Annotated in this window: 16 protein-coding genes and 1 pseudogene; 4 read left to right on the top strand and 13 right to left on the bottom strand. The window is 35.7% G+C overall.

Annotated elements, in window-relative coordinates; translation table 11 throughout:
* Nucleotides 1–16: 16 nt before the first annotated feature.
* From A9G44_RS04310 to A9G44_RS04290, 5 genes and pseudogenes are all read right to left on the bottom strand, one after another.
* Nucleotides 17–886: a T6SS immunity protein Tli3 family protein gene (locus A9G44_RS04310; protein ID WP_065609359.1), complete on the bottom strand. Its 870-nt coding sequence runs from the start codon at nt 884–886 to the stop codon at nt 17–19.
* Between the two features lie 11 nt (nt 887–897).
* Nucleotides 898–1,641: a T6SS immunity protein Tli3 family protein gene (locus A9G44_RS04305; RefSeq protein WP_065609357.1), complete on the bottom strand. Its 744-nt coding sequence runs from the start codon at nt 1,639–1,641 to the stop codon at nt 898–900.
* 3 nt (nt 1,642–1,644) lie between these two features.
* Entirely contained in the window at nt 1,645–4,236 is a 2,592-nt protein-coding gene (locus tag A9G44_RS04300) for a T6SS effector phospholipase Tle3 domain-containing protein (RefSeq protein WP_065609355.1), read from the bottom strand.
* A 3-nt stretch (nt 4,237–4,239) separates the two neighbouring features.
* Complete coding sequence (locus A9G44_RS04295; RefSeq protein ID WP_081298253.1) at nt 4,240–6,762, bottom strand: type VI secretion system Vgr family protein; 2,523 nt, start codon at nt 6,760–6,762, stop codon at nt 4,240–4,242.
* 236 nt (nt 6,763–6,998) lie between these two features.
* Nucleotides 6,999–7,433, bottom strand: a pseudogene (locus A9G44_RS04290) (class II fructose-bisphosphate aldolase); the annotation flags it as partial.
* Between the two features lie 201 nt (nt 7,434–7,634).
* On the opposite strand from A9G44_RS04290, the gene gntK reads away from it, so the two are divergent.
* Entirely contained in the window at nt 7,635–8,162 is a 528-nt protein-coding gene (gntK, locus tag A9G44_RS04285; protein WP_065609350.1) for a gluconokinase, read from the top strand.
* Nucleotides 8,163–8,193: 31 nt separating this feature from the next.
* Nucleotides 8,194–9,999 carry a phosphogluconate dehydratase gene (gene edd, locus A9G44_RS04280; RefSeq protein ID WP_065609348.1) on the top strand — a complete coding sequence of 602 codons (1,806 nt, stop codon included), beginning with the start codon at nt 8,194–8,196 and terminating at the stop codon, nt 9,997–9,999.
* Nucleotides 10,000–10,130: 131 nt separating this feature from the next.
* Here edd and A9G44_RS04275 read toward each other — a convergent pair whose 3' ends face one another.
* Nucleotides 10,131–11,852: a thiamine pyrophosphate-dependent enzyme gene (locus A9G44_RS04275; protein ID WP_065609346.1), complete on the bottom strand. Its 1,722-nt coding sequence runs from the start codon at nt 11,850–11,852 to the stop codon at nt 10,131–10,133.
* A gap of 305 nt (nt 11,853–12,157) precedes the next feature.
* On the opposite strand from A9G44_RS04275, the gene A9G44_RS04270 reads away from it, so the two are divergent.
* Complete coding sequence (locus tag A9G44_RS04270) at nt 12,158–13,999, top strand: SLC13 family permease (protein WP_442902924.1); 1,842 nt, start codon at nt 12,158–12,160, stop codon at nt 13,997–13,999.
* Nucleotides 14,000–14,079: 80 nt separating this feature from the next.
* The gene (locus A9G44_RS04265) at nt 14,080–14,394 is read left to right on the top strand and encodes a hypothetical protein (protein WP_065609344.1); all 315 of its coding nucleotides are present in this window, start codon (nt 14,080–14,082) and stop codon (nt 14,392–14,394) included.
* 701 nt (nt 14,395–15,095) lie between these two features.
* Here A9G44_RS04265 and A9G44_RS04260 read toward each other — a convergent pair.
* The 7 genes from A9G44_RS04260 to A9G44_RS04230 form a co-directional block, all read right to left on the bottom strand.
* Nucleotides 15,096–16,544 (bottom strand): VWA domain-containing protein, encoded by a 1,449-nt coding sequence (locus A9G44_RS04260; RefSeq protein WP_065609342.1) that lies wholly within the window; start codon nt 16,542–16,544, stop codon nt 15,096–15,098.
* Between the two features lie 128 nt (nt 16,545–16,672).
* On the bottom strand, nt 16,673–18,040 hold the full coding sequence (locus A9G44_RS04255; RefSeq protein WP_081298251.1) for a VWA domain-containing protein: 1,368 nt from the start codon (nt 18,038–18,040) through the stop codon (nt 16,673–16,675).
* Nucleotides 18,041–18,105: 65 nt separating this feature from the next.
* Nucleotides 18,106–18,588 carry a hypothetical protein gene (locus A9G44_RS04250; protein WP_065609338.1) on the bottom strand — a complete coding sequence of 161 codons (483 nt, stop codon included), beginning with the start codon at nt 18,586–18,588 and terminating at the stop codon, nt 18,106–18,108.
* Between the two features lie 2 nt (nt 18,589–18,590).
* Nucleotides 18,591–19,280, bottom strand: a complete 690-nt coding sequence (locus A9G44_RS04245) for a hypothetical protein (RefSeq protein WP_065609336.1) — start codon at nt 19,278–19,280, stop codon at nt 18,591–18,593.
* Nucleotides 19,280–20,905, bottom strand: coding sequence for an SUMF1/EgtB/PvdO family nonheme iron enzyme (locus A9G44_RS04240; protein WP_218837531.1), 1,626 nt, complete (start codon nt 20,903–20,905; stop codon nt 19,280–19,282). The genes A9G44_RS04245 and A9G44_RS04240 overlap by 1 nt, the downstream gene beginning before the upstream one ends.
* Nucleotides 20,862–22,085 (bottom strand): ABC transporter permease, encoded by a 1,224-nt coding sequence (locus tag A9G44_RS04235; RefSeq protein WP_065609334.1) that lies wholly within the window; start codon nt 22,083–22,085, stop codon nt 20,862–20,864. The genes A9G44_RS04240 and A9G44_RS04235 overlap by 44 nt, the downstream gene beginning before the upstream one ends.
* A 3-nt stretch (nt 22,086–22,088) precedes the next feature.
* Nucleotides 22,089–22,805 carry an ABC transporter ATP-binding protein gene (locus tag A9G44_RS04230; protein WP_065609333.1) on the bottom strand — a complete coding sequence of 239 codons (717 nt, stop codon included), beginning with the start codon at nt 22,803–22,805 and terminating at the stop codon, nt 22,089–22,091.
* Between the last annotated feature and the right edge of the window lie 17 nt (nt 22,806–22,822).

Raw genomic sequence — 22,822 nt, 5'->3', positions numbered from 1 at the left:
TTAGCCTAAAATATTTTTACCTTTCCGCCCCAACCTCACAACGTATTTTGTCCCAACCTTGATAAGGTTCGGGTTTTAGATTTTTTATTGAATTTACCCGTAATTGATATTCTTTATTATCAATAAGGCTATCATAGGCACCAAATCTAGAGCTATCCCTAACCCTTTCATCAAAAAATGCCGCTGATGGGTAAAAAATTTGATAGTTGCTTAATCCATGTTCATAATCAATTCGATTATATCTATAAGAAGCCCCAAATATCACCTCATGATTTTTTAAGACAAAATAGCCGGTATTACCCGAAATAGTAATCGGTGTATTTGGTTTTCCCGGTTCATAATAAGTATCCTCAATTGGCGAATCATCCACCCCAATAAAATAATCAACTTCTTCTCCTGGTACTGCTGCCATTGGGGAAACCATCGCTTTTATAAAATGTCTGCCACCATCGACTGAAAAAACAAAATCGGACAGATCATTGGTGGGAATAGCAATATACTGTTTGCCAGGGTTATAGTAGTTAAATTTCGGTAAATGATAAGCTGTATAAAATCGTTTGGTAATTAAGGTATGAATATTATTTTTATCATCATGATACCAAATCAATCCACTGCAATTTTCGCCTTGTAACTCTAAATAACGATCGGCGTCATAACGATAAATCACCTGCCGCTTTTTACTGACATAATAAAAGGAATAATCTAGCAAATCACCATTTCTGGCAATACTATGGAATAATTGATAACCTTCTTTGGGTAATGGTTTAGGCCACATAAGTGGCATTGGCTCGGTGGAGGGGAATGGCGCAAAAGTCGATAAAATCACGACCAAAACCACGGGTACAACAAATAACATTATCAACAATTTGGTTATTTTCTGTTTCATGCCTTAATTCCTTATTTAGCTGTGCCTAACAAGTGTTGATAGACCTCTAACACGGTATGGTTATCGGGCAATTGAGTTCCTTTGGCATTATAATCGCAGCGCATTTTATCCCAACCAGTATAGTCACTTGGAATTGGGGGAATACTTTCAGGGATAATTTGGCTTCTGCCTAAAATAGCTTCTTGTTCAAGCTGTTCTTTTTTCGATAACATATACCAACCTTTGGTGCCAAATGGCGCTTCTGATGCATAAAGCTGACCATCTTTGCCTAAAATAAAAGCCTGATCATTCACCACATCGTATTGCGGTGAATCATGATTACCTAAATAATGCCCAACCCCTAAACGGATACTTCTAAATGAACGCCCTCCATCAATGGAAGTATATATTGCCGACACATCCGACAATGGGATTGAAAGATAGTTTTTTGCTGGATGCCGATAAGGCTCTGTATATAGATCCCAAGAATGAGCGTCTAAAAGGTAATAAACTTGTTCTTTATCATCAATAAAATAAGCTTGCCCTTCACATCGATAGCCTGTCAATAAAATATAACGGTTTTCATCAAAACGGTACACAATTTGCGAGGGAGGAACAATGGTGGGCTTTCGTATATTATTAACTGGCGAAAGTGCCAATATTCCCAAGATAAAGAACAGATAACTCACCAGTTGCCATCGCTCACGATATTGCTTAATTAGCATAATAATAAATAATGCTCCCCCTATAAGGGTCGATAGTACTGCTAACATCATTGGTTAACTTCTCCTTTCTGTATCTGGCACTGGCAGTGGCCATTGTTGTTCTGGATTAATATAGAAACCAAAAACTTTACCGCCCACCGTGACCGCTAGTTTAGCGACTTGTTTGGCAGCGACTTTCGTTATAATACTTCCGCCACCCACAAGCAAAGCCCTTTGGTAAATAGTTTCAACCTGCTTAAATTCATTTATTACACCATCTGGGACTTTTCCCTGTAAAAAGTTCATACTGTTTTTAATTTCTTTCGGTAAAATACCATCATTTTTATACTTTATTGTGTCTGAGTCTTCATTTTCTGGTGAGCGCCAATCGGCAAGATGAATTAATTGTTGCCACGTTCGGCGGTTTTCTTTACTGCAAATATTGACTTCGCCTAACGCAAGATCAAATGCCATGATATGAGAAGGGACTTGCTCGTTTAAGGTAATACCTGAATGATGGGAACTGTCTTCGGCTTGCTCTGTCTGTTTTTGGACATATTTATAAACCTTTTGTTTTAGTTCTTCACCAGACGGAAAACACCATACCTCGAATTTATGCGGATCATCTGTAAAACGAAAATGGGCAAATCCTGGCAACCATTCGGGATGCTCTTTTAATCTGTCTCGAGGCCATGGATAATAATAAACGCTATCAAGTGAATGATTAGAACTACCGATGCGTTTTTTGGGTCTATCTGGATAAGGATAATAAAATTCATATTTAGGATAAGGTTTATACTCGTCAGATTCTTTATACCACCTTTCATGTTCATCATATTTATTTTTATCTAAAAACAGATCATTATAATAAATCGCTTTAGCTAATTTTGTTTTCGCACTTTTTCCACATCCGGTATAAATAATTGGTTCAGGAACTTGTTCACCATTAATATTTAACTTTTCTCTAACTCGATATCTTGCATTACTCACCGATCCCGTTTCAGTCGGCGAATAAACACCATGCTCCTTATCTTTTTCTAATTGCGCAATAATTTTGTCATCTACTTTATAATAAATAATAATTTTATCTTTAATATTATCGTAATAGCCATAAACAAAGCTGCCGTTCTCAATGGGGTTATGTTGATTGACTAACGCGATTTCATCTTTAGTTAAATAAATATACATTTTATACATAAAAGAAAAGCTTTCTTGTTCGGCATCGTATTTTTTTATAATATCGATCTGTCTATCCTTTAACGCCTTTTTATCAAGGTATTCAGGCACGGCTATTTCAAAGGCTCCTTTTGGTCTAAAACAGATAAATTTAGTGGGATCTTCACCCACAGTCATACGATGACCAAATGCGCGTTGTTTTAAATTGTTACCACATTGATTAAATACGTGATTAGGTATACCTTGCCAGCCCATGCCCTCAACACTACGCAATGAAACCACTTGATCATTAGGACTAAAGTAGTTATACACTTTGCCAAAGTTATTTCGACAATAAAGCGGATTGGTAAAATCATAATCCTGCTTTGAAGTATTGAGCATACCGCCTTTAATAGTTTTAGCAGCAACTCCTTTTTCAATTAACGTTTCGGGATCTTCATATTTGATTTTTCTTAAATCTTGCCCATCTTTTATGGCTTGCACAAAATTAATAAAGGTTTGCTTACGCGCTTTGTTAGTTTGCACCCCCATGCCAGATTCTTTCGAATGTGATTCTAAAAAAGTGTAATCAAAAGCATACGGTGAGTGTGCAAGTATCACACAATCAGCCGGTAAATAACCTTTCTCAGCTAGCATCATATTAGCTAGCATGGTAATAATTGTCCCTTGACTATGCGCCACAATATTGATTGGTGCTTCCTTCAACTTTTTATCTTTTCTAATTTTAATAATTAAATCGGCTAAGCGACGAGCGGCAAACACCATATAGATGCGATGTGGGTTGTAATAAGCTTTAGCCCCTTTCTGCGATCCCAATCGGGCAACTAAATTCGTAAACGAGGTAAACCCTGGACCATACATATCGGGAATGCAGGTGGTTGCATCCGAAAAAGGACCACCATTGCGAGTAAAATGGTAATCAATCCAATTACCAAAATGATCATGATTTAATTTTGAAAAACCATAAATTTCAGCCAGTTCTTTAGTCTCTTGTTCAATCCAATAGGCATCATAAGGTAGTTCATCTGGCTTGCCCTTTTCTAATCTGGCTTTATAGGCTTCTTGTTCACTATAGTAAGTATCAACATCGACTGGTTTATAACCCCAATAAAATGGAATAACAGGCGAATTACCTTTATGTTTTTCTACTTTAGGTTTTAGTGGTGGTTTAATTTTTTCTGTTTCTTCCCACTCAGTTAGCATCTGCATTCTGGGTGAAAAGTCGTCATCATCAACTTTAGCCCATTGCCACTTGTTAGGCTTTAAATCACAACGCCCTAAGCGCTTATTTAATCCCTCACAAATCCCTTTATCTAAATTTGGGAATGCTTCGCCAACATCATTTACGCCATGAATCAAAATCACAATACATGGCAATGGCGCAGGCACGCAAACATTTTGGGTTAGCATGGCATCAGTAGAGTTTGAGGGTAAACCAATCACACCGTCAACCTCGGTGATACTATCATCTGAAGTATGTGTATTAGACATCGGTTAATCCTTGGTTAATATTTCTATTTTCAGTTGTTCTAATTCTGTCATTGGTAACATTTGTGTTTCACCATTTTCATCAGTCATCCCGTCTTGTGTGCTACCATCGCTAAAATGAATTCGATAAGGATGGTTTTTTAATACTTGCGATGATGAACCATTGAAATGTAATTTAAACTTACGTGAAAAGTCGCCTTTATTAAATGAAGGGGTCACTTCTTTAATACTTTCGGCACCAGAATAAGAGAGTAAAGCTGTTTTTTGTAAGATGCTAGTTGGTGCAATTAACTCTATCGTGCCATTTTTAATACGAATGCCAGCGCCACCACTAAGTAGTAATAACTCTTGTTGAGCATTGATTGTTACTTTACCGCCACTACTGGTTATAAACATATTTTTTTGTGCAGTGAGTTCTAATTCATCTGACTGCGCTTGAATTTCAACCCTGCCCGATGCGGCAATCAGCTTAATCCCCAATTTGTGCGCAAAAATAGAGACCATTTCACCAGCTGCCATTGATAGCTTTTTGAAAATATTCACGCTAGCGTTTTTACCAGCAGTAACAATAATATTTTCACTGGCTGCACTTTGGATGCTTTTTGATGAAGTTTGCGCTATGCCTTGATCACCATGAATAACAACCGTTGGTTGCTGTAATTGATTGGTTGCTGATTGCAATGCTTGTTGTTGGCTGATTTCGGCAGGTTCGGCACCGCTTGATTTTCCACACTCAATTAGCGCATAAGAAATATTTAAAGATTTTTCGATTTGTTTTATTGAATCTTGCATTTCAAGCTGTTGGCCAGCGGCTTTTTCTTGCTCTGTGGTGGTAACATAAACTCCTTTACCCGCTCGTATTGCCCCCCACTCATCGGTGCGCAGTTCAAAGCCTTCACCCCGATTAATTTTTTTATTATCAACTAAATGCCCTAGATTGAGTTGTGTTTTACCGTATTCGGTGGCAAGTTTGATATGCTCTTGCCCGCGCTTATCATCCATTCGCAACTTGTTATTGGCGGGTGTTCGAATTACATTACGGTGTTTGTTGATGAGCGAAACATGGTCTGGATGGGCACTGTCATGCATTGCATGGGCAATATAGGGACGGTCAGGATTGCCATTCGTAAAAGCAACGGCAACTTCGGTACCCTCAATAAGGGGAAAATGAAAGCCATAAGTATTTCCTGAATAAGGCTTGGCAAGCCTAACCCATAAACTTTCTTCGCCTTTTTTCCAGTTTTTTAAATCAAAGTTAAACTTAATACGATAGCGCCCTTGAGGGTCAATATAGCCATAGGTATCGTGATTAGGACTGGTCACTCTTGCCGGTAGTGTACCGCTTACTTGTGGCCACGGTAATGGCGCAGGACGATAAGGTTTAAGTACATTAAACGGTATGGCGGTAAAGTGGGTTTGGTATGATTCGGTTCGGTCACCATGACTACGGGTTGCAACAATAATAATGCCGTCTTTGATATCGTTAATTGGGCAGCCATCAATAATAAGAAGTTGCCCCGGCACTAACTGATAATCATTACATTTTCCATAAATGGTTAATTGTTCGGTAATATGTTGTTGATGGCGGATGTGGGCATACCATTTGCCACTTTCAACAATTTGAATATCTCCCTCTGTTTTATGATGCTCTTCATAACGATAGTCATCGCCTCGGGTTGTGATATCTTTTTGTTGACTATTGTCGGTGATGTGAAGGTTGTTATTTGCCGTGCGGTAGTTGTAATCATTAATACGCACCTGATTGGGTTTGGTTTTACTGCTAAACTGCAAATCCCATACGCTATGACGGCGACTATCATTTAAACCACTGGGCTGCTTAATTGCAATATTACCCGCCTTTTTTAATCCTTGTTCATAATCACTCATGACCATGACATCACAGCGATGTTTTGGATGCGTTTCAAAATAAAACCAGATACCAACATCAGCTAATAAACGCTGAATAAAGCTTAAATCACTTTCTTGCCACTGGGTAATAAACTCACGAGCAGGGTAAGTTTCATTTAACTCCATTCGAAAATCAATCCCGATAAAACCGTGATTACGCAACACCTCTTCAACGACTTCAACGACGCTTCTATTTTGAAAAATAGCACTTTGATGATGGTTAGCTAGCAATGCCACTTTAGATTCAAACACCACCCGATAGTGAGCTTGGTCTTCACTCATTGAGACAAAACTAAATTCAGTAATCACCCCATAGAGTGTGCGGGGTTTATCTTCAATATCCAGTGAGCTTATTTGGGTGAGTGTAAGTGGTAAGGGGTTGGGATGAAAAGTCAGTGATGCGGTTTGGCTGAGTACTGAATCGATGGATATCTGACGATTTGTGCTGGTAAAATCAATGCAATATTGCCAAGGCTGATTTAGCTGCTCTTTGCCTTCGAGTGATAAGACCGAAATTTCGGTTGTCATCTCAAGTCCATCTATCGAAAACGAATAACGATTCAACGGGGTGATTCTGGCAAGTGAATCAAGATGACTGGCTAATTGATCTATTATGCCCATAGCTTAATCCTTGTTTTATATTTATAATTTTGGTTATATAAAATAAATCATAAGGTAATCTATACCATTAAAATACGTATTTTTTTTGAACAGTCAAGAACTTTTTTATGCCATTAATAGAATGAGTTACTCAATTAAGTAATAGATTTAAAAGGTAATTTGTTGTGTTAATATGACGTATTAACCCTTTTAGATAAAAATATAAAATTTGGAGTAAAAATTAAGATACACAATTTAGCTACCGCAAGTGAATCTATTCCTGTACGTTCGACATACTCTTTTGCCGCATTGGGATCTGTAAAAGCACTATCTTTGTTATCGACAATAAGATCGTCTTCTTGCCCGCCAAGCCGCCCTAATTCGGCTTCAACACTGGCATTATATTTATGACTAAAAACAACCATTTTACTAACTATGTCAATGTTTTCTTCAAATGGGTGATACAAGGCATCAATCATAATCGAGCGAATTCCTGCCTCTATTTTTGTTTGAATATCACTGATATTTTTATGATGATCCAAATGTAACGCAAAAGGAAAATAGTGAATGCTTGCTGCTGTTTCACAAATACTGATTAAATATTGTATTCCTGCGTAACTATAAGTTGCTGGCTTTGCAGCAAGTATCACGGGAGATTGCATCTGTTTAGCGGTATCAATAACAACTTGGATGAAAAGCAAATAAGATTTTATATTTTTGTGATCGGAATCTATTTTTCAATAGTAACGCTCAACTAATAGATAATTTTCTATTTATTAATAATTAAAAGTAAAACCTGATCCAGATCACAAATAAACTTTTTTTATATTGCAAATAGAGGTTAGCATGTCAAAATGTTACCCGTAACTAGTTGGATGTACGAAGGATCAATAATGACTAAAAAAAATAAACAAGTTTTTGTATTAATGGGAGTATCTGGTTGTGGTAAATCAGCTGTTGCCAAACAAGTTGCTTACAATCTGGATGCTGCTTTTTTAGATGGTGATTTTTTACATCCAAAGGCTAATATTTTAAAAATGCGGAGCGGTACGCCATTAAACGATGAAGATCGAATGCCTTGGCTTAGCTTAATCAGTAATGCTGCCTTTGCCATGAGTAATGTCAACGATGTTTCAATTATTATTTGCTCGGCATTAAAACGAAAATATCGAGATATTATTCGCGGTGAGAATGAAAACGTACATTTTATTTATTTGAAAGGAAGTTTCGATGTAATCGCTGAAAGACTAGCTAAACGTAAAGGACACTACCAAAAAACAGGGATGCTTCAATCTCAATTCGATACTCTAGAAGAACCAACTACTGATGAAAAAGATGTCTACAACATCAATATTGAACAACCATTAGAAAAGGTTGTGCACGATACTGAAAAAGTAATACGCACAATATGTCATTGTTAAAAAAATAGAAAAAAAATAAGACGAGGTCAATGTGAATCCGACTATTCAGGCTATAACTCAACGAATTATTGAGCGTTCTAGGGTATCTCGTACCAATTATCTGCAAAAAATAGAACGTGCTATGCATAATAAAGTAACTCGATCTAGTTTACCATGTAGTAATTTAGCCCATGGTTTTGCTGCTTGTTGTAGCGATGATAAAAGTGATCTAAAAAACATTTTAAAAAGTAACATAGGGATTATTAGTTCTTATAATGACATGTTATCAGCTCATAAACCGTATGAGTTTTATCCTGAACAAATTCGAAAAGCACTTCACGAAGTTGGCGCAGTTGGGCAAATGGCTGGTGGAGTACCTGCCATGTGCGACGGTGTAACTCAAGGCGAGCCTGGAATGGAGCTATCATTAATGAGCCGTGATGTGATTGCAATGTCGGTTGCTGTCGGGCTTTCACATAATATGTTTGATGGTGCTCTATATCTTGGAATATGCGATAAAATTGTACCAGGTCTATTTATTGGCGCATTAACGTTTGGTCACTTACCTGCTATTTTTGTACCTGCAGGGCCAATGCCATCGGGCTTACCTAATAAAGAAAAAGTGCGTATCCGCCAGCTTTACTCAGAAGGTAAAGCTTCGCGTGAAGACTTACTTGAATCAGAATCGGCATCTTATCACACTAGTGGTACTTGTACTTTTTATGGTACAGCAAATAGTAACCAAATGGTTATTGAATTAATGGGACTACATTTGCCAGGGACGGCCTTTGTTCATCCTGAAACAGCATTACGTTATGAATTAACCAATGCTGCTGCTAAACAAATTACTCGCCTAACCAACCAATCAGGCAACTATATGCCTATTGGTAAAATGGTAGATGAAAAGGTGATTGTCAATGGTCTAGTTGCACTACTCGCAACTGGCGGTTCAACTAATTTAACAATGCATATTGTGGCAATGGCTAAAGCAGCCGGCATAATTATTAATTGGAATGATATTTCAGATCTATCAACAGCAGTACCACTACTTTGCCGAATTTACCCGAATGGTCCAGCCGATATAAACTACTTTCAAGCAGCTGGGGGGACATCTTTATTGGTTCGCGAACTATTATCTGGTGGTTTATTACATGAAGATGTTGAAACTGTAGTAGGACGTGGACTTAGTCGTTATACTCAAGAACCTATTTTAGAAAATGGAAAACTTACTTTCCGTGAAGGTCCAACAAAATCATTAGATGACAGCGTCATTGCGTCAATCAAAAAACCATTTAATTCTCATGGTGGATTAAAAGTGATGTCAGGAAATCTTGGTCGTGCAATTATGAAAACATCAGCCGTTGCACCTGAACATCAAATTATTGAAGCACCAGCAGTCATCTTTAATAGCCAATATGATTTAGATGCCGAATATAAAGCTGGCAAACTAGATAAAGACTGCGTAGTTGTTGTCCGTTATCAAGGACCAAAAGCAATTGGCATGCCAGAATTGCATAAACTAATAACACCGCTAGGTGTTCTGCAAGATAAAGGTTATAAAGTTGCGTTATTAACTGATGGTCGATTATCGGGGGCTTCAGGCAAAGTGCCCGCCGCAATTCATGTCACCCCTGAAGCTTATGATGGAGGTTTACTCAGTAAAGTTCAAGAAGGCGACATGATCCGTGTTAATGGTCAAACTGGCGAAATAACATTATTAGTAAGCGAGGCAGAATTAGCCAAACGTGAACCTTATTCTTTCGACTTAACGGATTCACATCTAGGTTATGGGCGTGAACTATTTACCGTTATCCGAGAAAATTTAACTTCCGCAGAAGAAGGCGCCGTTAGTTTTTAATTCATTTATTCTGCCGCAAATCAGCGGCAGCTCCCCCCAAATTATACTGAAACACCCCTATTTCCTGAAAGTTTTTAACAAAAACTCTCTGTAAACTTGTCATTTAAAATAAATATAGAAAATAATATAAACTATTTCTTGATAAAATTATCCACCAATAGATTTACTACATCGCCCATTTTCCCTTGCAAAGAAGCTTTTACACTGTAAAGCGCCATCCCCATAACCTGCGATGCTTGAATTTCAGGCGGCATAACTAATTCATTAGAGCTGGTTTTAACATCTAATAATGCAGGACCTTGATGTGATAAAAATGATTGCATTGCTTCATCAAGAGAATCAGAATTATCGACTCTTATCGCAAATAATCCCATCGACTCAGCAACTTTTGCAAAATTAGGATTCTGTAAATCGGTATAGTGATCAACTAAACCTTCTGATTTTTGTTCCAATTCAACAAAATTAAGTGAACTATTATTAAGCACAATAATTTTAATTGGCAAATTTTCTTGAATTGTAGTTAACAAATCGCCTAATAACATACTAATACCACCATCACCTGATAAAGTAATTACCTGACGATTAGGAAATGCTTTTTGCACACCTAACGCTTGCGGCATTGCATTTGCCATTGTGCCATGTTTCAAACTAATTACCGTACGTCTTTTTCCATTGGTATTAAAATGCCTACAAGCCCAAACCATAGCTGAGCCAACATCAGCACAAAGCACAGCATCTTGTGTCGCATATTTATCAACAAGCTCGGTTAAATATTGAGGATGAATCATTGTTTGAGAAGGTACAGCTTTCTTATTCAATTTATCCATTGCTTTTATATACAATTGGCGACATTTTTCTAAAAACTTAGAATCTTGTTTTTCATCAACTAAAGGAATTAAAGCGGCTAACGTTGGCTTACTACTACCAACAACCCCCACACTCACTGGATGACGCCGTCCAAGATGAGTTGCATCAATATCAACTTGAATAATAATCGCTTTATCAGGATAAAATTGTGACCACGCAAAATCAGCACCTAACATAATTAACACATCACACTCTTTAATCGCTGTTGTTCCTGACTCCATACCAAACATACCAGTCATACCAACGTTATAAGGATTATCATACTCAACAAAATCTTTACCCCTTGAGGTATGCACAATAGGTGATTTTAATTTTTCAGCAAAGGCAATAAGCTCATCGTGAGCCTCACACACTCCTTGCCCAGCAAAGATAGCTATTTTATGATTATTATTAAGTATTTCTGCGATTTGGTTCAGTTCTTCATTTGACGGACGAATAATAGGTTTAGGGTGATAAATCTTATGCCCACTATTATCTTCAACCTTAATTAAACTAATATTATAAGGTATCACTAAAACAGCTACACCTCGTTGATTAATTGCTGCTTGAACGGCTGCGGTTGTTATTTGTCTTGCTTGGGTTGGATCATTGATTTGCTGACAAAATACAGAACAATTTTTATAAATAGATTCAAAGTCAACTTCTTGCGGAAAATCGGTACCTTGTTGCGAAGTCACCAATTGGCTTGCCAATAAAACAACAGGTACTTTATTACGGTGTGCTTCATAAATACCGTTAATAAAATGCAAACTTCCTGGACCACAAGATCCAGCACAAGCTGTAATTTGGTCTGTTAAATAAGCTTCTGCCCCTGCAGCAAAAGCACCGACTTCCTCATGACGAACATGTACCCATTCAATATTACTTTTTTTGATAGAAGAAGTAATATGATTTAAAGTATCGCCAACAATACCATAACAATGTTTAACACCCGCTTCAGACAAAACATCAACTATAATTTGTGCAACAGATTTCTTTGATGACATATTCTCTCCTAAAGAGTTAACGATTAAATAGGTTTAGTTGCTTAAATTACACCTACTTTTCAATAATGCGAATATGTCATAAAGAAAATAGCAGAAAATGTTAAAAAACGAAAAATAACGTAAAAAAAATTAACAATAAAGTAATTATAGCCATATAAACTTTATTTAGAGATATTCCCTATTACAATAAATCAAGGTATTATGTACAAAATGTAATCTGTATCATAGAGCTACTTTTTGTGGAACATTTGTCATCTGAGGATGGTTTAGTATCATCAATCGCTAAATTCTTACCTAATTATTTTATTGAATATTACTCACTTATTACTGTCTGCATATTATTATTAATAGCAATTTTAATGTTTTCGTTTAGCAAACTAAGAATGGACATTATTGCATTGCTCACAATCACAGCAATCACCATCACAGGCGTATTAACACCAGCTGAAGCCCTCGCTGGATTTAGCGATCCTAATATTATCTTAATTGCCCTTCTATTTATTATTGGTGAAAGCTTGGTTAGAACAGGCATTTCATACAAAATGAGCGAATACATATTAAAAGTTGCAGGCAAAAACGATATTCGCATTATCACCTGTATCATGTTAGGCGTTGCTTTGCTTGGCTCAGTGATGAGCTCAACTGGCGTAGTTGCAATTTTTATACCCGTTGCCATTAGCATTGCTAACCATACCGGTATTCATGTAAAAAAATTAATGATGCCACTTTGTATTGCGGCATTAATAAGTGGCATGATGACACTGGTTGCCACCGCACCAAACCTTGTGGTAAACAGTGAATTAAACCGTGCCGCTTTGACTGAATTCAGTTTTTTCTCGATCACCCCAATTGGTATTGGTGTTTTAATTGTCGGGGTTATATATTGCATATTAACACGCAATTGGTTACTCACAGCAGAACAAGTTACCCCAACTAATACCCAACCACAAAGACGAAAAATCACCGATTTAATTCGAGACTATAAATTAATTGGCCGAGCCCATCGAGCACAAATACTAGCTGGCTCACCTTTTGTTGGGCGCACAATTGATGGCTTACATTTGCGTAGTGAACATGGTGTAAATGTTATTGGTATTGAACGTTGGCGCAAATTCCACAAAGTACTAATCCCCGTTAATGGCTCAACCGAATTTCGTGAAAATGATATTTTATTACTCGATATGTCACACTCCGAAGCCGATTATCGAACCTTTTTAAACACCAACAACCTTGAACCGAAAGTATTACGAGGTGAATATTTTTCAGAACAGGTTAAACAAGTCGGCATGGCCGAAGTTGCCCTGCTCCCAGAATCGACACTGTGTGGAAAAACACTTAATGAAATTGATTTTAGAGGAAAATATTTCCTGACTGTAATTGGTATTTGGCGTAATCATGCACCGGTTGAAACAAACAACTTATTCCAAGAACGTTTAGAAATGAGTGATACATTATTAGTTTGTGGTGACTGGGGTTCGATCCAAAAACTACAAACTCGAACCAATGACTTTGTTGTATTAGACTTTCCGGCAGATATCGACGACATTGCACCAGCAAGCTCACAAGCACCAGCGGCTTTAATTAACCTAGCCATTATGATTATTTTAATGGTGACAGGTATTGTGCCTAATGTGGTTGCGGCATTAGTCGCCTGCTTACTGATGGGGGCAACACGATGCATTGACATGGCCAATGCCTATAAATCCATACATTGGCCAACCTTAATTCTAATTATAGGTATGATGCCTTTTGCACTAGCACTCAATAAAACGGGGGGGATTTCGCTCATATCAGCTTGGCTTGAAGTCCACTTACGCTCTTTCGGCCCATACATGGTGCTAACATTTATTTTCTTATTATGCTCAACAATTGGATTATTTATATCCAATACTGCAACAGCAATTTTAATTGCGCCAATCGCTATTGATTTAGGACTAAAATTCGGTTACTCACCTTATCCATTTGCCATGACGGTGGCAATTGCCACATCAGCGTCATTTATTACGCCCGTATCCTCACCGATTAAAACCATGGTGGTGGCACCGGGAGGATACAGCTTTAGCGATTTTGTCAAAATTGGTGTACCATTAACGTTTTTAGTAATGGCGGTAGATATTGCTTTAGTACCGGTGTTTTTTCCGTTTTAAAGCCTAACTATGGTAATGATTGAAAATAATACTAATATAAAAGCATATTTTATTAAATTGAGAAACAGGGGAATTTAAAAATGATGAATTTTTTACAAACCATTATGGGACTTGCAGTTTTTGCTGCATTAATTATCGGACTGTTGACTTTCCTAGGCATATTTATTCTATTGCTATGCTACACAATTATAAAGCAAGTAAAATCAGATAAAAAAAGTGATAAAATAAGTGACGAAATATTAATACAACACTATAATATGTTTAAAAAATACAAAGATAGTGTTGCTCTTGCAGTTTTGTGCTACGGCATTCTTTATATGTATGGCATGAAATTAAATCAAAAAGCTTTTGATGCTTATAAACAATGTATGATTAAACGTAATTTACCTTTATAATTTTCACTCACCAATTTAAACTATAGTAATGGCAACAACAAAATAATCCGCCAAACCTCCTGTTTGGCGTGCTGCTCTTACTTATAATTGTCATTACATTCTGACACCATAAAGAAGATTCCCATATTTACTTTACGGTGTTGTGAGCATTTATTTTGATTTAAAACCATCAAGATATAGAATTCGATTGTATTGAAATTTTTGTTTTGCTTTTTTAAATTAAATCTGTTGGTTACAGCGTGCTAAGATTTTGTTTGGTGTAGTGGTTTTAGTCGTTTTAGCCTTTTGGTGGAATAAATAACAATAGTGGCAAGCAAGCTATGTGAATTGCCAGATCCCATTTAACAATCTCATGCTTAGCTGTGCAGAATGAAGCCTACTTATATTTACTCATATTATCCTGATACTCGCCTTTTCGAGATAATCTTCACTTTGCTCAGATATTCAAATTTGTTACAGAAAATATATCCGCCAGCGCTCGGTTTTAACTCATCCGCTATAATCCGTTCTTGACTAGCAGCCAAACATTCCTGTTGGCTTGGCCTTATGGAATTTCGCATAAAATTCGCCAAATCGGACGTTAGTACGAATGTTATTTATTCTATAAAAAAGTCCGAAACATTGTCGAGCTCAAATAACTGTATAGCTGTATAATTGAATTAAAAAACTCAATAAAATTAGTTAATATAATTTTTTGTTATTTATTGGCACACAGGCCTATCAACTTTCAAATTTGAAACCGCTTTATTCATTTGCTTAATCATATCCTTAGGGCTTTGAGCAATATAAACTTTTCCACCTGTTGCATTAGCAATACAGTCAATTTTGTGTTCACCAGCAATATCCACAATATTAATCTTTAATCGTGGTTTTTGTGCAGCTATATAATTTGCTAATGTACAAATATTTTTCCTTGTACAATTATCTTCACCATCGCTAATAATAAGAATATAATCCTCACGGTTTATGCCATCAAGCATTTTACTAGCTTTTTCTAAACCATTATATAAAGGTGTTCCTCCTCCTCCAGCTGCAGTCGGTGTTAAGTTTCTAATTCTATGCTTTAGTGATGGGCGATTTTTGTAATTATAAAACGGCGTAACATCTGCTGCAGGGCAATTAGTCAATGTTACCAGTGAAATACCAATATTCGGTTGTATCTTATCAATACTCGATGTAGCCACACTCTTACTACTTGATAAACGAGTTGGTAAACGGGTCATACGCTTTTCGTATTTGATTCTTTCTTCTTCTGACATATTACTACCATACGTCAAATATCGAAAATATTGCTCAACCGCTGATGGCGATTCATTTAATGTTACTGTCATCGATAATGAATTATCAAACACTATTGCCATTTTAGATGGATTAGGATCTTTATTCATCTCTTCTTTGGTTATACAGTTCGGTGGATTTTTTACCTTTGGCTTTAACGGTGGCTCAGGTACCGATGCTGTTTTAGGCTCTGATGTTGCAATTGGCTTAGATTCTTCAGGCACGGTATCTTTTGGCTCAGGAACAGGCTCAGGTGCCGGTTTAGGTTCAGGTTTCTTCACTATAACAGCTGGTGCAACAATAGCTATTGGCTCAGGAACAACCGGTTTAGGTTTACCAAAAGGACAAAATAAATACCACAGAATACCAAGTAAACCAACAAGTAATAAGGCTAATAGTAAAAAATGCCACCAACGCCAAAATGGTTTTGGTGGAATAACTGGGGCTATTACAGGTAAAACTGGTTCTTCAAAGGTGTTAATAATAACGGGCTCATCATTAATAACATAAATTAGATTACCTAAACTTTTAATTCTTGGAAGCCATGCTGAAACTAAATTTCGTTCTTCATCGTTTAATGGCATTAGTTTAATAGCATTTTCAATATCATTAATACGTGTTTGTAATGTCTTGGCTATTTTGTTTTTATGCGATTCATCGACAAGACTATCAAGTAATATAGGTTGCCCTTCAAGATCAGTGTACCATCCAATATATTCATTGTTATCAATCAATTTTGGTATTGCTAAAACCGAAAAAGTACGATCAGTTAAATGTGATTTTAATAATAATATTAAGGAATTATATTGTTCTAATAGAGAAATTTTCTCTAGATTATTATAATCAAAGACTATCCGCGTTATTCGTTGCATTATTGATTTAATTCCTTACATTCTCATATTATTACTCTAAATAATGTGCTAAATCTAACTTTTATAGATAAAAATATAAAAAACGATACATTCGATTTATTTAATTGTATCGTTTTATTTAAAATTGATTATTCACATATAGGTTTACTAATATTCATACTCGAAATAGCTTTATCCATTTGGTTAATTATCTGTTTTGGACTTTGAGCTATATAAACCTTACCTCCAGTTTTGTTTGCTACACAGTCAATTTTATGCTGCCCAGCGATATCAACAATATTTATTTTTAAACGAGGTTGTTGAGCGGCAATTTTGTTCGCTAAAGCACAAATATTAGCTTTAGTACAGTTATCTTCACCATCACTAATAACTAATATGTAATCATCACGGTTTACACCATCAAGCATTTTACTTGCTTGTTTTATGCCACTATATAAAGGTGTTGCGCTTTTATTTTCTAATGGTTGTAACCTACTTATTTTATTTTTTAACTTGCTTCTATTTTCATAATGATAAAATGGTGTAGTTTGTGCAACAGGACAAGCAGAAAGAGTTACTAGCGCAATATTAACGTCTGCTTGTATTTTATCAATGCTCGACAATGCTACTTTTTTACTTGTTGATAACCGATTTGGTAAGCGAGTCATTCGTTTTTCATATTCATCTATTTCTTGTTGTGTCATTGAATAAAAATCAGCATGCAAGTATTGATTTATGGATGCCTGAGTTTCCATTAAAGTCAATGACATCGATGCTGAATTGTCAAATATCATAACCATTTTTGGTGTATCTGTATTATTCGCAATTTCTTCACGAGTAATACAACTTTTAGGTGCTGGTATCGGTTCAGGCTCCGATTTTACAATAGGTTGTTGCTCTTCTTTTGGTGGGTCTGATTTCTTTTCTTCAACTGGCTGAGTAATTACAGGTTTTGTATCAGAAACCGTAGGTTTTGCTTTTCCATATGGGCAAAATAAATACCAAAGAATACCAAGCAAAGAAAGTAATAATAGAGCCAGAAGTAAAAAATGCCACCAACGCCAAAATGATTTTGGAAGAATAACTGGTGCTGGAGCAGGTAAAACAGGGTCTTCAAAGGTATTAACAATAACCGGTTCATCATTAATAACATAAATATGATTGCCTAAACTTTTAATTCTAGGTAACCATGATGAAATAAATGTCTGCTGCTCAGCTGTTATGGGTATTAGCTTAACAGTTTTTTCGATATCGTTAATACGATCTTGTAGCGTTTTTTCTATCTTAGCTTTAAGTGACTGATTACTAATTTCGTTCAATAAAACAGGTTGTCCTTCTAACTCGGTGTACCAACCAATATATTGATTGTCGTCAATCAATCTTGCTATTGCTAAGATAGAAAAAGTACGATCAGTTAAATATGGTTTAATCAATGCTAACAATGAATTATATTGATCTAATAAAGATATCTTTTCAGAATTATTACGATCACACATAACTCTTGTTATTCGTTGCATTGCCTATTTATTCCCTTTTATTTAACTTCAGTTTTTGTTTGAATATTGATTAAACAAGAATATATTTATATATTCAGTGCCTTTTGCAATTGTTGAAGTTTTTTATTTAACTTTTCTAACTCAACTTGTTTTTCAAGTTCAGAACTACCTGAATTGTTAACTTTTTTCAGTTGCTGTTCTATATCTCTGACTTGAGACTGTAGATCGTCACGGCCTTGAGCTTTTTGTTTAACTTCATCAGTTAGTTTAGTTAAATCAGTTTTTAATTTTTGCTGCTGTGCCTGTTTTTGTTTAATGCTTAATGAAGTGTCATTTTTTTGTTTTTCAATTACGGCATAAATTTCTTTAAACTGCTGATTAGCTCTTACTTCATTCTCTAGAATTTGCTTTTTTTGATCAATTCGAGTTTGGTAATTCCCTGAATAATTACAGCTGATTTTGTCCATAATACCAATGTTAGTATTAGTTGGATCACACTGTTCGGGCGTTGTTGAACAACCAACTAAAAAAATAAACGGGCTGAGTAATAGAAGATATTTTTTTTTCATAATTAGCTAACCTTAACCGCTGAACGTTGTTTTGTAACAAGATTAATTTGATTTTCAAGTACTGAAATTTGTTTATGTAATTGGCTTATTTGTTTATCAAGTTTTGATATATTCATACCTGATTGTCGTTCCTGAGATGATATTGAAATCCAATCATTTTCAACTTCTCTCATACGTTGTAATTTATCTTGTAAATAAGCAATATTAGCATCAATTTGAACTAAATCTTTTTGAGCCTGTTTTTTATTTAAGGTTTCTTTTTTAATTTGATTATTTAATACATTAAGTGTCGCTAAATTCTTATCTAATACAGCTTTAGCTGTTTCAGTTACAGCTTGTACTTCGTAAGTGTTTTGTTGAATATCTTGGATGTAAACATCGAGGCGCATTTCAGCATCCGCATATTCTGCTCGTTTGTTGTCAAGATAATAGTTTGCTCCCATCATAACACCACAGCCTACGGCTGCAGACGCAATACATACGCCTGTTTTCCCTCCTGCTAGCATACAGCCAATACCGCCCAAACCAGCACCAATAGCACAGGATTGCCACGCTGATTTACTAAAAAATTTAGCTGTATTACTTTTGGCCAATGCAGGATCGACATTTCTGGAGCTCACTCCGCCAGAACCTTGGCATCCTGTTAGAATAAGCGATACACACAAGGCAAGTGTTAGGATAATTTTATTCATCATTTATTTCCTTTTATTTCGGTACATGTTTGTAGCCAAACCGTTCGTTCGATTTTTCCCGATTCAATATATTGATTAATATGTTTGAAGTAAAGTTTTAAATAATCACTCATATTAGCTTTGCCACTATTTTCTAAAATAAATTGAGTTGATTTGGCTTGATCATTAATCGTATTTTTTTCGTAATTTGACGCAGTATTAACTATTGTGTCGGAATAATATTTCAATATAAAATCCCGTGCACTTTTAGATTCATCAACAACTTTTTTTAAATTATCTAGCTTCGCTTTTGAGCACATATTGTCATCTTCCAATGCGTCTGTTTCTTTTGGATCACAAACCTCATTGGTCATTGTTTTATATAAATTGTCATTATACTCAAATTTGCTGTTTAAATCTGAAACATTAGCGCACAAAAATGCGCCTAGCTGTAATGCCGATTGAATGGAACGATCCCGTTGTTCATCTCGAGCTTGATTAGCACTTCTTAAAAGCGTATTTAGTTTATTTAATTCTTTTTTTGTTTTTTCATCTTCAACTTGTTTGGTAATTTTTTCAAGCTCATTAACGACATTACCATTTTTTGTGCTGTCTGTTTCGTTACCTAACTGACTCCATTCTTTATCTAACTCTTTGATTTTGTCATTCGAATTCATCACTTCGGTTGTATAAACTAAACGAAATCCAACATCTTTACTTTTATACGCACCTTTATCATCATAAAAAGGTTTTTCGGTACGAAAAGCACTGGTAGTTGATGATTCTGGTGTTAAATAACTCCCACCACGGACAATCACTCCACCTTGTTGACCATGGTAGCGATCTAGTTTATTCATTCGAAACGAATCAAACATCATTTCGCTTGCATTACCTAAAATATCATAAAGATCTAGCGGGTTAGGTTCTAACCTACCAATCAGTTGTAATTTACCATTAGCAGATTTTGCGCCAGAAAACCATGCATAGCTTTCGAGATTACCTTTCATCGGAAATAGGGATTCACGAAACTCCGATTCTGTCACTTTTGACCCACCGCGAGCGGCATACTCCCATTCGGTATTATTAGGTAAACGAACATAACCATTAGGTAAATTACTTGATTTTATTTTTGATTGGTTTTCAATTAACCAACGATTATATTTATCCGTAAAGGCGATGACATCAAACCAGCTAATATCAGTAATGGGAAAAGAAAGATTTACTTTAGGAGTTGGACAAGTCTCGTTCATTACTGATTGATATTGCAATGCGGTAATCTCATATTTACCTATCAGGTAATACCGTTCTTTACCTTCATCAGAAAAACTACCAGCAATATAATTAGGTGTTGCATACTCGGCAAAACCGAGTTCTTTTTGGTTACTGCCTAAAATGATTTTAATATCATCTAACGGTTTATTAGTCGGGGTAAAAACCTTTTTCATCACTAAACTGCCATCACATGGCATAGGTAAAATCACGTCATCTTTTGTTGGTTTGGGATTATAAAATTTACTATCCCAGGGTTGAGCAAAACTTAATGATGGATGTAGATTAATTGCAGCCAATCCCCAACAAGCTAGTCGGACGTATCGAGTACAATTATGCTTCACGTAAGCTTTCTGCTGGTTGAATTTTGATAGCACGTCGCCCTCCTATAAGCACAATGCCTGCAGCAATAAATAAAGTGAGTAAAAAGGCTATGATAAGATGATAAAATTGTAATTGACTTACAACAGATTGTGAAACCAAATTTTTACCTAAAACTAAATTAAACGCATAATTACCTATTACAAAAAGAGTACAAGAGGCAACAAAAGCCAAACAGCTTAAAATCATAGCTTGGTTTATTAAATAAAGCATAATACCTTTAGAGCGAAAACCGATTAATCGCATAAAGGCAATATCTTTACGTTTGCGTTCAATATTTGATAAAAATGATCCTATAAATGATAAAACACACCCTAAAATTGCTGTAATTGCAATAACGCTAAAAATAAAATTAAGTACTCTATTAATCGCTTGCATGTTTTCAATTGCGTTAGCCTGTGTACGCGTTTCAATGTGTTTTTCTCTTAATTTAAATGCTAGTGGTGATACATTATCAAGTGAGTCTGCATAAATACGAGCTCGTGCGAACGAGGTATGTTCAGGTGGATTTAATTGTCCTGTTGAGGTTGGAAAAATGTCACTTTGATAACCATCATAATAATTTTCCATATCAATAAGTAATTCTAAAGTAACAAAAACCGCGGCACGGCTATAACGGTTTTCGGGAATAATGCCAACCACATCTAATTCAGTCATGCCTTTTTCTAGTTTTCCATCAAGCTGCCTAGTAATTATCATTTTGACTCGACTTCCTACTGTGACTTGCATTTTTTCGGCTGATAATGAACTTAATAAAATTTGTTTTTTATTATTAAGTAATGGCAAGTTTTTTGTTATTGGATCATCTTTGGCTGTAGGTATAATTTCGGCATTATTAACAAAATGGCTAGCATCTTTCATTAAATCAGCTTGCGTATTTAATGAACGAGTTAATGGTATAACAAAAGCTGTTTCCGGTTGTTTCTTTATCCACTCAAATACTTCATCTTTTAGTTGTAAATTACCAACTATTTTTACTTCTAAATTTTGTGGGTCATTAAGTAATTGCTCTCTAAGTTGAGAAACCACACCATATTTTAAACTAAATAGCAATAATAGCGGTGTAATTACTGATATTACTGAGGCAATAATACAAAATGAAACTTTTTTGTCATACCATAAGTCAGCTATAGACAAACGAGTTATAAGTAACCATTTTGATATTGCTTTAGTCATCTTTTATGCCTTATCTTGTAATGGTAGAAATTCCGAAGATTGTGAGGAGGTTAATTTAGCCGATAAAGTAAATAATCCTTTGTTAGCTATACGCTGCAGGTCGTGTGTTACAATCATGGCAGCTATATTATCCTGCTGAGCTTGTTCTATAATTAAATCAAAAAGTAAATTCGCATTATAGGGATCCAATGCCGAAGTCGGCTCATCGGCAAGTAATAACGCAGGTTTATGAATAATAGAGCGAATAAAGGAAGCTCGTTGCCTTTCACCAATTGATAACTGTTTAGGATATTTATTTAGTAAATGAATAATGTTGAGTTTTTGCACTAAATAATCAAAGCGATCATTATCCACTTTTTTCTGTAATAACTTTAACGATAATAAAATGTTGTCACGAACCGTTAAAAATGGCAGTAATCCACCTGTTTGTAACATAAAACCTAAATACTTAGCACGAATATCTGCCAATTGATCGATTTTATCTTGTTTGATGAGTGTTGCAATATCAATATCAAAACTATCTATAGCCAGATTATAACAACCAATTTCGTCTGGTTTTAGAATCATCCCCACCATTTCAAGTAAAGTACTTTTACCAGCACCACTGTCACCCTGAATAACGACCACCTCACCAGCTTTTACAGTCAGCTTTGGTAGGCAAACACTAAAAAAGGATTTGCCTGTTGAGCGTGAAATTGCAATTTGATTGATGGTTAACATATTTTCTAACAACACAA

The organism is Gilliamella sp. Occ4-3 (assembly GCF_001690675.1).
Classification (GTDB): domain Bacteria; phylum Pseudomonadota; class Gammaproteobacteria; order Enterobacterales; family Orbaceae; genus Gilliamella; species Gilliamella bombi.
This window is presented reverse-complemented; position numbering and strand designations above follow the sequence as displayed.